This window comes from Pseudoalteromonas sp. SG43-4 (assembly GCF_014164325.1).
Lineage (GTDB): Bacteria > Pseudomonadota > Gammaproteobacteria > Enterobacterales > Alteromonadaceae > Pseudoalteromonas > Pseudoalteromonas distincta.
Genome location: NZ_JACJFB010000025.1, coordinates 43,370 through 57,289, shown reverse-complemented (window position 1 = coordinate 57,289; position 13,920 = coordinate 43,370). Strand labels below are relative to the sequence as shown.

General features: G+C 38.8%; 10 protein-coding genes and 1 pseudogene. 3 read left to right on the top strand and 8 right to left on the bottom strand.

What is annotated here, in order from left to right:
- Positions 1-186: 186 nt before the first annotated feature.
- A complete protein-coding gene (locus H5160_RS18375; protein ID WP_404936239.1) occupies positions 187-936 on the top strand; it encodes a cation:proton antiporter in 750 nt (249 codons plus the stop codon).
- A 114-nt stretch (positions 937-1,050) separates the two neighbouring features.
- Here H5160_RS18375 and H5160_RS18370 read toward each other — a convergent pair.
- The 6 genes and pseudogenes from H5160_RS18370 to H5160_RS18345 form a co-directional block, all read right to left on the bottom strand.
- A pseudogene (locus H5160_RS18370) lies at positions 1,051-1,473 on the bottom strand (transposase); the annotation flags it as partial.
- Positions 1,474-1,659: 186 nt separating this feature from the next.
- Positions 1,660-3,999, bottom strand: coding sequence for an ABC transporter permease (locus H5160_RS18365; RefSeq protein ID WP_182738291.1), 2,340 nt, complete (start codon positions 3,997-3,999; stop codon positions 1,660-1,662).
- Positions 3,986-4,663 (bottom strand): ABC transporter ATP-binding protein, encoded by a 678-nt coding sequence (locus H5160_RS18360; RefSeq protein WP_182738289.1) that lies wholly within the window; start codon positions 4,661-4,663, stop codon positions 3,986-3,988. Before H5160_RS18360 ends, H5160_RS18365 begins: the two co-directional genes overlap by 14 nt.
- Before the next feature lie 64 nt (positions 4,664-4,727).
- Positions 4,728-5,957 carry an efflux RND transporter periplasmic adaptor subunit gene (locus tag H5160_RS18355; RefSeq protein ID WP_182738287.1) on the bottom strand — a complete coding sequence of 410 codons (1,230 nt, stop codon included), beginning with the start codon at positions 5,955-5,957 and terminating at the stop codon, positions 4,728-4,730.
- Between the two features lie 48 nt (positions 5,958-6,005).
- The gene (locus H5160_RS18350) at positions 6,006-6,572 is read right to left on the bottom strand and encodes a hypothetical protein (RefSeq protein WP_104643937.1); all 567 of its coding nucleotides are present in this window, start codon (positions 6,570-6,572) and stop codon (positions 6,006-6,008) included.
- A 28-nt stretch (positions 6,573-6,600) separates the two neighbouring features.
- Positions 6,601-7,179, bottom strand: coding sequence for a hypothetical protein (locus H5160_RS18345; RefSeq protein ID WP_182738285.1), 579 nt, complete (start codon positions 7,177-7,179; stop codon positions 6,601-6,603).
- A 505-nt stretch (positions 7,180-7,684) separates the two neighbouring features.
- Here H5160_RS18345 and H5160_RS18340 point away from each other — a divergent pair.
- Complete coding sequence (locus H5160_RS18340; protein ID WP_182738283.1) at positions 7,685-8,197, top strand: DUF421 domain-containing protein; 513 nt, start codon at positions 7,685-7,687, stop codon at positions 8,195-8,197.
- A gap of 434 nt (positions 8,198-8,631) precedes the next feature.
- Here H5160_RS18340 and H5160_RS18335 read toward each other — a convergent pair whose 3' ends face one another.
- On the bottom strand, positions 8,632-9,534 hold the full coding sequence (locus H5160_RS18335) for a LysR family transcriptional regulator (protein WP_182692360.1): 903 nt from the start codon (positions 9,532-9,534) through the stop codon (positions 8,632-8,634).
- Positions 9,535-9,664: 130 nt separating this feature from the next.
- Between H5160_RS18335 and H5160_RS18330 the strand changes: the two genes are divergently transcribed.
- Positions 9,665-10,423: an SDR family NAD(P)-dependent oxidoreductase gene (locus H5160_RS18330; protein WP_182692359.1), complete on the top strand. Its 759-nt coding sequence runs from the start codon at positions 9,665-9,667 to the stop codon at positions 10,421-10,423.
- A gap of 510 nt (positions 10,424-10,933) precedes the next feature.
- Here the strand turns inward: H5160_RS18330 and H5160_RS18325 are convergent.
- Positions 10,934-13,867: a TonB-dependent receptor gene (locus H5160_RS18325; protein WP_182738281.1), complete on the bottom strand. Its 2,934-nt coding sequence runs from the start codon at positions 13,865-13,867 to the stop codon at positions 10,934-10,936.
- Positions 13,868-13,920: the final 53 nt, after the last annotated feature.

Below are 13,920 nucleotides of genomic sequence, written 5' to 3'. Positions count from 1 at the left end.
GATTATATCAACGGATATTACAACAACGTTAGGCCGCATCATTATAATGCCGGTTTAGCGCCAAATGAATCTGAGGTTAGATATCAAGATTCTAAAACTGTGGCCAAATTTTATTGACCACTACAAAACGAGCGACAAAGTTTATCAGTTGAGAGCGGTTTAAATGATGGACTAGCATTACCTGTTATTTTATTTTTTGCCAGTATAGTTGCTATGGAAACCGGTTCTCAAGAAAATGAAATGTCATGGTTAGTGTTTGGATTTAGCCAAATATTTATAGGTATTTTGGTTGGCGCATTAATGGGGTACTTGAGCGGACGCTTATTTTTATACACGGAGTCAAAAAAAATATCATCGACTATATATGAAGGGATTGGCGTTTTAGCACTTACCGGCACATCATATTTAATGGCCACTTTAATGGGCGGAAATGGATTTATATCAGCATTTGTTGCAGGTTTAGCTTTTGGTAATAGTGTAAAAGGGCATTGCCGCTTTATATACCAATTTACTGAAAGCGAAGGGCAAATGTTAATATGGTCTTCGTTTGTTATTATTGGGCTTGGTTTACTGCCTTCAGCTATAGAGCACTTAACCTTCCCCATAGTTGGTTATATTTTAGTGAGTATATTTATTGTACGCCCTCTTGCTATTTACCTATCGCTAATTGGTACAAAAGCAAAAACATTAACAAAAGTGTTTATGGGCTTCTTTGGTCCTAGAGGTCTTGCAACAGCGCTTTTTGCACTTATTATTTCTAAAGATATTTTAGGCGAATACGGCCACTCAATTTTAATTGTTGCGATTAACGCTGTATGGATGAGTACGTTAATACACGGTATTGCAGCAGCACCTATGGCTAATTGGTATGGCGCTAAAATTAAAGTGCTAAAAATTAAATCAAGAGAGCTCGCAAAACTAAAAAAACAAAAGTAGCAATTGAACCTAAATAGGAACTTGGCCACATCAAACAATGCCAAAATGACTCGCATTTGAATTTAAATAGTGCCTTGAACTAACAACACGCCCTGAGGTGGACAGCTAGTAAAATTAATAATTTATTGCAAACTTTAAAAGTGGTGAATCTCTTCGTTTTAATGCAGCTAAATATGTCGATTCATCATACGGTGTATTTGTCTTCCAGCACCTAAATACAATCCTTATCCATTTGAATGCCAATGATCTAATAATGCTATTATGCGGCTTGCCTTTGGCTTTTTGTTGTTCGTAATACGCTTTTGCCCAAAATGAATAACGAATAGAAAAGCCTGCCCATTCTACAAATGTTTGCCTTAAAAAAGTCGGGCAACTATATCGCCAATGTGTCCACATCTTCTTACCACTGCGCTCAATGACCGGCGCAATACCAGCGTATTTTTGTAGTTCTGACGCATCCTTATAGCGAGCTCTATTACTACCAAAAGCAACTAATAAACGTGGAGCTAATTGTGGGCCTGCACCTGGTAAACTATCAAATATCTTCTTATCCTGTTGCGCTTTGTAAGCCAACTTTACAGCAATACCTTACTGCTCAATACCTTGTAATAACACTTTGAATTGATGCGACAACTAACTTGAAAAACTCAATTAGCAAAAGGGACTAAATAATAAGTGATTGCTAAATTAGGCTATGTATATCTACACACAGCCTAATATCACTTACAAGTCTCTTAAAGCTTGCTGAATAGGGGTTTTAAGTAATTTAACTAAAGGCGACAATGTTGCAGTTACACACAATATTAGCGTGGTTAAAAGTGCGATGAATAATGCAAGTAAGTCAAAGCCAAGTAAAGTCGACCCAATCAATTTATAAAAAATAAAACACGCAATGAGCGCCAATATAAAAGCAAAGAGTATTTGTCTACAGCGATTAAAAACGATAAAACCGTCTGTAGCCCCTATAGCCAACAATACGCAAATAGACTGTTTATCTAGCCTAAGTTGTGCAAGTACTTGATACCATAAGCCACTAAAGATCCCTGCAAGAATGATCAGTGTAATTACAAATCCAAACCAAAGTAAATCAGTTGATTGTTGATCAAATTTTGCCAAAATATCTGCTAATGCCGCTGCTTTATGGATATTAATATTTGAGGCTTGTTCGCTTAACCAACGATTAAAGTCACTGTTGTTACTAAGTGCGTCAATGTTGTTTGATAGAATTGAAAAATTTTTTAACACTTCCTCATCATATGTATTCAAGGGTAAGTATAAAGTGGGCATAATGCTTTGCCTGCGCCCCCAATGAGGGATATTCTCAGTGATCCCAATAATTGTGAGTTGCTGGTTTTCTAAACCGTAACTAATCGTCGTGCCAATGAGTGAACTCAGCTTTTGCGTACTACTTAAATGCTTAGCAAGAGCGTGGTTGATGATCACACCATTTTGCCAATTAGCTAATTGTTTTCCTTGAACATCCACATCAAGTAAATCAAAAAAGTGGCTACTCACATAGCTTGTTTTGATATCCATAGCTTCCTTTGCACCTTGCCCAGCAAGCGTATACTGTTGTAATTTTTCAAAAGGGGACGACAAAATGACGGCTTGCGGGTCTACTTGTTGTATCTTATTTAAGGCTTGGCGCCAAGAAATCGCAAAGTGTCCAGAGTCTACACTTACCTGAGCAACAGATAAGTTAATATTACTGTGTTTATATTTTTGCCACTGAGAGAGAGCAACATTACTCAGCGCATAGGTGGCTGTTAGTGCAACGCTTAATTGAATGACTAAAATTCCTCCAGCCAAAGCTTTTTGAAATAATGACACTCGCGTATTTGCCATTCGAGTAAACAATGATCCTTTGAGCAAATTTACAAGGGGTATGAGTGAACATAAAATTACGCTCACAGTTATCATTGCGATTGCACTGATAAAACTTACACTATCTACAGACAGGCCTTTATCAGTAAATAATAATTGGTAGCTGGTACTGCTAGTTATTAACTGACTAAGCAAGTATAGACTTAGTACGCTAAGCAAACTTATTACCACGATTTTCAGACATGAAAAAAGGAGCGCAGGTCGAATAAAGTCGTACGATTGTGCGCCTAACAACTGTAAGGTTTTATACTCATCGGCAAACACAATTGCTTTACTGCTGGAAATTGAAAATAAACTAAATGTTAAAATAAAAAATAGCGTAACAATTAAACCTAATAATAATTGCCATAGTAGTACCATATGCTGATACGACTTAGGGTCAAAATTTATGCCCGAAAAAATAACTAGCGGCAATGGTGATTTACCAAAAGACATACCTTTAACACTTAAATCTATACTCTCCAATTGTTTTTTTGTTTGTTCAGGATCAAAAGACATTTTTGCAGAGAACACGCCATAATATAAAGGTGCAGCTTGTAAAAATCGGTCTACCATTGAGTCATTGGTAAAAGGAGTGGAATAGCGCAAAATATCTTCTGGTAGCCATACATCGACATGATTAACTCCCACTTGATTATATTTTTTATTTAAAACACCAAGAATTTGTATACCTCGCTCAAGGCGTTTATAAGAAAGTATTTTTCCTTTAATATTGGCATCACTTTTGAGTGTTTCTCGCCAAAACTTTTCAGTGATCCACGCACCAGACACGTTGTTATTTTTTAGCACGTCAATCGCTAAATTGTCGGCCATATTGGGTGAAAAAATAGCACTTCTGACATTGCTTAACTTTGCGTTATCAATCGAAAAGTTGAATTCTTTAAACACGAGCCATGATACATCTTCAACCATTGGTAGTGTTTTTAGCTGATCAAGCGCTTGTTTACTAACTGCACTTAAACGGTTATCTTCGCTCAACCTGCCTAGGGTATACAAAGGCTTATTTGTATTGGTCCAGCTTGGGTTTTCATAAAAAAGCATGCTGCCTAAGCGCAACGCGATACTTAAGAGGGCGGCGGTTAAAGCAAATCCAAGTAATAATATAGCCAGTTTTAAATATTGCCCACGCCAACGTCGCCATTGTGTCAACAGCTCAAAGCCTAGATTACTTACCATCATAATCTATCCGTCCATCTAAAATTCTGATTCGGCGCTTGCAGCGTTGTGCAACGCTTTCATCGTGTGTAACGACTATGAGTGTGCTGCCTTTATCACATAGCGTCTGTAATAACGCAATTACTTCATCACCCGTAGCTTGATCAAGATTTCCCGTCGGTTCATCCGCTAATATCAGCGCAGGTTTATTTACTAGAGCCCTTGCAATAGCAACACGTTGCTGTTGGCCACCCGAAAGCTTATCTGGCGTGGTGGCGTGCTTGTCTAGTAACCCCACATCATTAAGCGCCTGCTTTGCACGGTCAATGTACTCACTAGATTTTATGGCTTTATTAAAGCGCATAGGCTGCACTACATTCTCCAGCACTGTCATACTGGCTATTAAATTAAAGTTTTGAAATATCCAGCCTATGTGGGCATTGCGCACCAAACTCTTTTGTTTACGGGTCAACGCTGTAATGTTTTCACTACGTAGTAAATAGTCACCAGCCGTCGGTTCATCGAGTAAACCAATAATAGATAATAGAGTTGACTTACCACTACCAGAAGGGCCCAAAATAGCGATTGATTCACCATCATTGATTGTTAAATTAATGTCTTCCAATACAGGCTTGGCATTGGCTGAAAATGACTTTGATACTTGCTCTAACGTAATTAACTGCTCCACTGTGCGCTCCTTAGCTGGGGTTGTTGTTTTTATTGTTATACCTATTTTTATTTTTACATCGCTTTTATAATTCAGTTAAATCATTTGGAAGTGTGCTTAATACTAAATCCCCTTCATTTAACCCAGCTAAAATTTCAATATATTGCTCACCCTGTAAGCCTATTGTTACTTCTTTAGCAAAAATTTCTCCCTCTTCGTATATATATACATTTTGTGTTAGTTGACGAGGATTTAAATAAATGGGTTTGGCGATACGTAATGCGTTTTCTTTGTCTGCTACTAATACGTTGGCAGCAATAGATAAGTTACTGATTGCAGATGTAGGTACTTGCTGTATAAATGCAGCTTCTAGTTTTATTTGATTCGCCTCAATACTTGGAAACACCCGCACAACTTTTGCGTTATATAAAGTACCTTTAATTTCAACCTTCACAGGCATGCCTATTTTTATAGTATCAGCTGCGCTTGCGGGGGCGAGTAATTCGGCATAAAGGCTATTTTTATCTGATAGTTTAGCCAGTACCGTTCCTTTACTCACGGCTTGCCCAACATCAATTTCATCAAGCAACTCTGTTAAAATACCACCTTGTGAGGTTTTTATTTCAAGATTTTGTACATCACTGTATGTGAGGGCGAGCTGTTGTTTTTCAGATTCAAGGGTTAGGTCTAATGCTTTTTCCTCATACTCACGCGCCGTTAAAAAAGCTTTTTCACTGCGTTTTGTTAAATCTAATTTTAAGCGAATTTGTTCAAGCCGCGTTTTAGCTTTTAAAAAATCAAGCTCACTTAGTAGCTGCTGTTTATGTAATACATCTAAAGTGGCAATTTCTTGCTCTGCAAATTTTAGTTCGCTTTGCGCCATAGCAACGTCGTTAGCCAGTTGTGTTGCTTCGCGCTGTAATTTAGCTAGTGCTGATACATGCATTGCTTGTGCTTTTTGCCAGTTTAATTTTGCTATATCGTATTGGCGTAATAACTGCGGGTTAGATAACGTAAGTACAACGGTATTGCTGTCTAGGTGGCTACCCGGAAGTACATTTAATTGGCTTATATGGCCATCTATTTGCGCCACTAAACTACTTGAAACGCGGGGTTTTAACCGGCCAAACACGGCAACTTGTTGTTGTACCGCACCCTTTTCTACCGCTGAATATTTGATGTCGTACGCTTTATTACTAAATAATACCGTTAGCACAAGCCAAACTATTGCCACTAATACCAATACACCCAAGGCAAGCAGCAAAACAGTTCGCGATTTTATTAAGTTGGAATCTTGCTTTGGAATGGTTAACATTTATTGTCCTTTTAGCTACTAAGCACGCATGGCGCTACGAATTACACACTATTGTGGGTTGAATCCTATTAATGGGATCTCAATTAAATACCACGGGATAGTTGCATGCTTTTGCAGAGTAAGTGCAGCACTTTTTCGTCTTTTATTGGCTTCGATTAATAATTTGGTAAAAGCTCCACCTTCTGAATACAGATAAGTGCCGTCTTTTGGGTCAGTTGGTGTATCAAAGTATAAATACACATAGTGGGCGTTTGCAGGTACTTGTATATTTGTATAAGCAAGTAATTCTTCAGTGGTTATATTTATATTGAGTTGTTGTTGGCTGAGTACACCATTTAAATCAGGGGCGACTTTAATTGCCTCTTCATAGCTGAGCCAATGCTCACTCTCGATATCAAAAATGTAGCCTGTTTGGTAGTATGCATCGCCGCCTGCATTTAAAAAAAACTGCTCAAAGGTATCAAAGCGCTTGGTCGTGCCGAGTTGCCACTGTTCTACTTTATTGGCTTTATCTGTAAAGCTTTTCATTTCTTCAGTGATCTGTATTTCTGCAAAGCTGCTTGTATGGGCAAAAAGTAACCCAGCAAAGGCAAGTTTTAGAAGGTGTTTTATCATTTTAGCCTCCACTTAAAATATCAAAACTCTATTGCGGCTTAAACCCGATTAATGGGATCTCAATTAAATACCACGGTATTGTTGCGTGTTTTTGCATGGTCAGTGCAAAGCGTTTACGTCGCTCATAGTTTTTTATTAATAGTTTTTCAACTGCAGGGTCGACAGAATATTGTTCAGCAAACATATACGTCTTTTTTTTTGCGTCAACAGGTCTATCAAAATATAAATATACATAGAGAGTATTTGTAGGTACTTGTATATTTGTAAAAGCGAGTAATTCTTCGGTGGTGATATTAATAGTATACTCTTGGTTAACTATTAGGTCTTTTAAATCAGGGGCAACTTTAATGGCTTCTTCATAGCTGAGCCAGTGGTTGTTTTTGATATCAAATAAGTATCCAGCTCCTGTGTAAGCACGGCCTCCGGCATTTAAAAAAAACTGCTCAAAGGTGTCAAAGCGCTTAGTTGTACCACGTCGCCACTGCTCTATTTTATTGGCTTTATCTGTAAAGCGGATCATTTCTTCAGCGTCGTTAACTTCGGCAACACTGGTTGTATGGGAAAAAAACAGTGCAGTAAAGGCAAGTTTTAGAAGGTGTTTTATCATTTTAATCTCCATTTAAAATGTAAACCCCGAATTGGGTACTTTTTATGTTATCGAGCTGTGTGCATTTTGTAAACATTATATTTACTTTTCTTTGTGAAAAATTATTTTGTTTTTTTAAATAAATTCGTTCTATTCGATGAGGTTAAAATTTTTGCGGCTTAAATCCGATTAATGGGATCTCAATTAACTATCACGGGATAGTAACGCGTTTTTGCATGGTCAGAAGAAGAATTAACCAGACACCCATCTTAAACTTTGCACTTTTTGATGCCTAGATTCAATAGGTTAAATAAAGTGGGTGTCATCATAATTTGGTGTCCTGGCATAAATTAAAAATTATTCGTAAAGAGACCCATTAATAAAAGATAAATCCTGAATCTGTATGGCAGATTTAGTTGCACAGTATTGTTTGTTTTATTAAGGTGGCTGTCTAGTTTGTGTGATTCAGGTGGCTGTTTAGTTTTTATGATTCTTAGTTTATTCAGCGCCTTAAGTAGAGGGAAATATGTTTTTTGAATCGTGGAGTGAAATAACACGCATTGTCACCACAACCTTGATTATTTATCCCTTTTTAATCCTAGCGACGCATTTATTGGGTAAACGCTCATTTGCTAAAATGAACAACTTTGACTGGATAATCACTGTAGCGGTAGGCTCCATCTTAGGTTCTGCTATCTTATTGAAAGACGTAGTTATAGTTGAGGTTTTAGTCGCGGTAAGCCTGCTCCTCTTTTTACAATATCTACTCACTTGGATCAGCGCCCATTTTTCGACGTTCGACAAAGTAGTTAAAACCTCTCCGCAATTAGTTTTTTTCGACGGTGAATATATAGAGGCTGCTATGAAAGACACTCGACTCACCAGCACCGAAGTGGAAGGGAGTGTTCGAAAAGCCGGTTTTGGTGATTTAAGCACAGTCATGGCGGTGGTTTTCGAGGCCGACGGTGAGTTAAGTATTGTGCCGAAAAGTGAAAACTATGATCAACTGATTATGAAGTTACGAAATCCCCAGGATTAATTGGACAATTTTTAGCGGCCGATGATTACCATAAATCGCGTAACTTAATTGGCATGGCTTTTTTACTGTATCAGACACATTGCTCACCTACTAAATAAGGTTGGACGATTCTTAAGTTTTTAACTTAGGTGCTAGGTATGTATTTACTTATGTACCTTAAATTGCTTTATTAGTATTGTTAATGAACAATAACGTACCAGTAATTTATTTTTAGCTTAAATGGATTTTCATGACTATAAAAACAAAAATAACCAATTATGTATTGCTCCAATTTTACTACTATCAGCAGTTGTAAATACTGCACAAGAGCACGCAGAACCTACAACAAAAGCGCAGTGGCATAATATAGCGTATTGATTGGACAACTAATGTGTTGCTTGAGCAGATTAAAAATCTGTAACTTGTATTAGTAACTCAAGCGAGCAACTAGGTTATTACTTTGTAAATACACTCAATTGTTCTTCAAGCCAAAGCATAAATGCACTTACTCGTTTAGGTAAGTGACGCCTATTCGGGTATAAAATATTGATTGGTAGGTCGGGCATAGCGTATTGAGGCAAAACTTGGACAAGTTCGGCAGATTCCAAATGTTTACTAATACCATGAATAGGGGTTTGAATAAGCCCAAAGCCATTTAGTGCGGCGCTTAAATATGCCTCTGAGGAGTTAACAGTAAGCTGGCTTTTCATCGTTATTGATTGCAATTGATTATTGCTATCTAAATATTCGAAACCCGGATCAGGGATACCAAGTGTTTGACTGTAGCGAACAATGTAATGATTTTTTAAATCGTTTAGAGTTTTAGGTAAGCCATGATTTTTTACATAATAACGGCTTACGCAATTTAAAACTTTAAAGCTACCCAAACGTCGTGCAATTAATGATGAGTCGGTAAGTTCGCCCACTCTTACTACGCAATCAAATCCTTCTTTAATGACATCTACTCGTCTATCGGAGCTGCCAAGTTCTATTTCAAGATTTGGGTGCATTTTTAAAAACGAACTTAAGTTTGGAATTATGGTATCTCGACTAACAGCTTGTGGCATATCTACACGTATTCGGCCTGTTAAACCTTTATCCTCACTTACAAATAAATTTTTTAAATCGTCAGCGTCGCTGATAATTCCCAGTGCACGTTGATAAAATAGCTCACCGTCTGAAGTCATATTTACGGTGCGTGTAGTACGGTGTAATAAACGCGTATTTAATGTACTTTCGAGCATGGTTACTGCTTGCGATACACTTGACTTAGGAAGATTTAAGCTTGTTGCTGCTTTAGAAAAACTACTGAGTTGCGCTACTTTAATAAAAATACGTATTGCATTTAGGTCTTTCATAATACCGTTTATTGTTCGTTTATTTTGAACAGTGTAACTCTTTTCAGCCTGTTTATCTTTGTTGCTTGAAAAAATATACTGGCTTGGAAGTTATTTAACTCCCCGCTTTTATTTTCAACAGGATATAACAATGAACAAACGAATTGCAGTGATCACCGGTGGTAATCGTGGGCTTGGTAAAAGCACGGTGCTTTGCCTTGCAAAGCAAAATATCGATTGCATCTTTACTTACCGTCGTCATGAAAAAGAAGCAAAAGAGGTTGTAAAGCAAGTACAGGAGCTAGGCTCTAAAGCGGTTGCATTGCAATTAGATGTAAGTGATATGCTCGGCTTTGAGGATTTTGCACAACAACTACAAAATGTCCTGCAGACTCATTGGCAACAAAGTGAGTTTGATTACTTAATTAATAATGCAGGGGTGGGGCTTACTAGCAGTTTTGCAGACACAAGTGAATCAACTTTTGATACGTTAATAAATATTAACTTAAGGGGAGTATTTTTTGTTACCCAAACATTGTTGCCCTTTATAAAAAACGGTGGTCGTATTATTAATTTATCAAGTGGTTTAACGCGTTTTTCATTACCCGGTCATATTACTTATGCAATGACCAAAGGTGCAATAGAAGTAATGACAAGGTATTTAGCTCAAGAACTTGCACCTAAAAATATTACGGTAAATGTTGTAGCCCCTGGTGCAATTGAAACCGACTTTGGTAATGGCGCCGTTCGTGATAACGATGAAGTAAATGCGTTTATTACATCACAAACGGCAATGGGCAGAGTCGGTGTAACAGACGATATAGGGCCTATGATTGCCAACTTATTAGCGGACGAAAACCGTTGGATGACAGGCCAGCGACTTGAGGTATCGGGCGGTATGTATATGTAATCATACCAACCGACATGAATCTTTGAGCAATTTAGTGAATTAAATTTCACTATAGCGTCGCTGAAATTTTTATTTAGAACAACTAGGGTCTGTTGATCTTTCAAGGTTAAATTTGCAGCAGTCTGTTTGGTATTTAGGCAAGGCAGAGCCTATGTGGTGTGGTTATTCCCCATAAATGGGCGATAACGTAGCATTAATGCCAAACAGGCGCTGCCCAAAGGGTTCTTTCTTGGGGCTATTTACTCTTTGTTGCTCGGTTTTTACTTAGCCCACTAGGTTACAAACCTCGCGCCGCGATTAAATAGCCCCTAGTTTGAACAAATTTTAATCCGCAAAGATCAACAGACCCTAGGTACAAAAATTTTTTCCTAGTTATAGCGTAATTTTCTTAACGTTAAATAGACCCCATATATAAACAGATTGGTACCATTTATTAAAAAATTATGACTTTAGACAATAAAAAACCGCTCAGTGAGCGGTTTTTTGCATTTTTTACTAAAGGAAATTTAGTTAGAACGTGTAACGAGCACCAATTGAGTAACGAGGACCGTATTGATTAGCAAATAAGAACTGCTCTTCGTAACGTCCGTAACCTTCTTCGGTTGCATTATTTAAGTTTATGCCATCAAAAAATACCGTTACGTTTTCGTTTACATCGTAGTTAACGCTCATATCCCATTGGCCATACGCTTTAGCATATTGCGGAGGCGCATCAGCTGAACCTTGCGCTTGGCCAACACCAATTAGGTATGAGTCGCGCCATGCATAAGTAATCTTAACTGATAGGCCGTCTTTTTCGTAAAAGCCTTGGAAGTTAGCTGAGTCACTTAAGCCTGTAAGCGGTGCTTGTTGATCAAGGCTTTCGCTATCAAATTCAACGTCGCCATCTACAAACGTTGCGTTAACACCAACACCAAAACCGGTTTCACCAATTAAGTGCTGAACAGCTACTTCAAAACCATCTACCGATTTACTGTCGGTGTTTTGTGGTTGGCTAATATTCCATGTAATTAGCGGATCGTCGCTGTTTGGTTCAATAACGCCATTTGCATTGCCGTAACCGCTGGCAATCATTTGTGCAAAAATAGCGTCGGTTGTTGCTTGCTCACCACGTGATTCAATATCGCTTACGGCTTGTAAGTAACGAGGGCCGTTTAAAATATCGTGCAAGCCATCAATAGTGGTTTGCGTAATAGTGGTTTGAATAAAGTTATCAACGTCTTTTTTAAAGTAACCAACAGATGCGTAGCTGCCTTCTGCGTAGTAATACTCAAGTGATAAATCAAGGTTTGTTGATTCAAACGGTAATAAGTTTGTATTACCTTGGCTACCTGTGCGAGAACCTGGTTTTGGGCTGCCTGTTAAGCTGCGGCCACCGGCTAAATTACCCAGTGGTGCACGCGACATTGTTTTACCCCAAGATACGCGGGCTACTACGTCTTCAGTTAAATCAACACTTACGTCGATTGAAGGCAGTAAAACATCGTAATCACCTTGTTGCTCTAAGAAGTTATCATCGCCGCCAGCAGCGTATTGCATGATCCACTCAGAAGCGCTGATCCAATTAACTTGATCTTCAACGCGTTGGCGCACAGTACTGGTTACATCTGTTTGCTCATAGCGTAGGCCTGCATTTACTTTTACGTAGTAGTTACTTACGTCAAATTCCCAGCTTGATTGAACATAAAAGCTATTAGTGATTTCTTCTACGTAGCTTTCGCTGTCAATACCATCCATATATGCATTTGCGGCGTATGCATCGCCGCCTGTCACATCAGCTGTTAAGTAAGCAATTTGGCGCGCAACAGCTTCGTCAAAATCGTAGGTATAGTAGTAACCAGGTTGTAAGTCACTGCCGCCCCCTTCAAATTGATCTAAAAGGCCCGATGTATCGTGACGGGTAAACATGCCGTCTGGGAATATTTCTGTATATGATGGGTTAAAGCCTGGACCACCTACTAAACCACTCCACGCGGTGTAACCACCGGTGTTTTGTTCTGTACGTGATGCGCCAAATTTAACTTTAACTAAACCAATGTCATAACTTTCGTTATACCATGTTGTATGTAGCTGTAATTGTTCAATGTTTGACTCACCCGGTGAGTGAGTAAATTGACTAAAGTTTGAATCAATTTCGCCAGGCGTTAATTCACTTGTGCCATTTAACCAATTAACTTGTGCACTGGGTACTTCGCCTGTGCGGTAATCATAAATTTTATTAGCTAGCTGATCAGAACCTAAAATTACTTGGCCGGCACTTCCCAGCCCATTGTCGGCGCCGTTATCGGTTTCGTTTTTAGAGTCGTGGTAATCAAGCTCTACGTGCCACGTGTCGCTAATTTCCCAATCTAGGTTTAAACCAAGTGAGCGCGCTTTTACTTCTGTAGTGCCTTTGTTGGCTGTAAACGAGGCATCGTTACCGCTAATATCAGCATAAACAGCCGTACCATTTTCATCAAGCTCGTAGCCATTAATATTGCTACCAAAGTCGTTCCAAATACCCCAACCAATACTTTGAGAACCTGTTACAGCTTTACTTGCGGTGTAATCAAGTGTTGCTACAAAGCCATCTACCGGTGCGTATTGAAAGGTAACTTGTCCGTTTGTACGTTCACGTTCTACATCTTCAATAGAGTAATTCATGTCTTTAGGGAAGTAGTAGTTACCTGCAGGGTCTGTGCGGTTATCAACGACGTTGCTGCTATCTAATTCAGGTAAGTCTACGTTTGCCTGCCAGCCTTGAATATTGGCACTTTGTTTTTGAAAGTCACGCTCTTGGTGCGAAAACGAAAAACCAAAGCCAAAAGTGTCATCTACAAAAGTATTGCTGTAAACAGTAGAAAACTCTGGTGTTACGTCATCACCAGCTTCGTTTGACGAGTCGTGATTTGCTTTAACGGTTGCTGAAAAGTTTTGACCCGGCTTTTGAAAAGGGCGCGCAGTAGAAATATTAACTGTTGCACCTAAGCCACCGCTTGGCACGTCTGCACGTGCTGTTTTAAAAACTTCAAGGGCACTTACGCCCTCAGAGGCAACGTTTTCAAGATTATACGAGCGTGTATAACCTGTGCCCGGCATTTGGCGGCCATTTAAGGTTATTAAGTTAAACTCAGGGCCAAAACCACGTACTGTAATTTGGCTACCTTCACCGTTTGCACGGCTCACCGATACGCCGGTAATACGTTGTAATGATTCTGCTAAGTTGGTATCTGGGAATTTACCCATTTCTTCAGACGAAATGGCATCTACAATACCTGAAGAGTCGCGTTTCATATCCATAGAACGAATAAGTGAACCACGAATACCTTTTACTTCAATAACTTCTACATCAGATGAAACGCTTGTTTGTGCTTCTGCCGCAATAGCTGTGTTTAATGTGCTCGCAGCAATGATGAGAGACACAGCAGCCGCAAGTTGGCTCTTTTTAAAATTGAATGTGTTCATAATAGCTCTGCTTTATAAAATGTTGTTGTGTAGCAATAGGCGCTAAGCGCCTA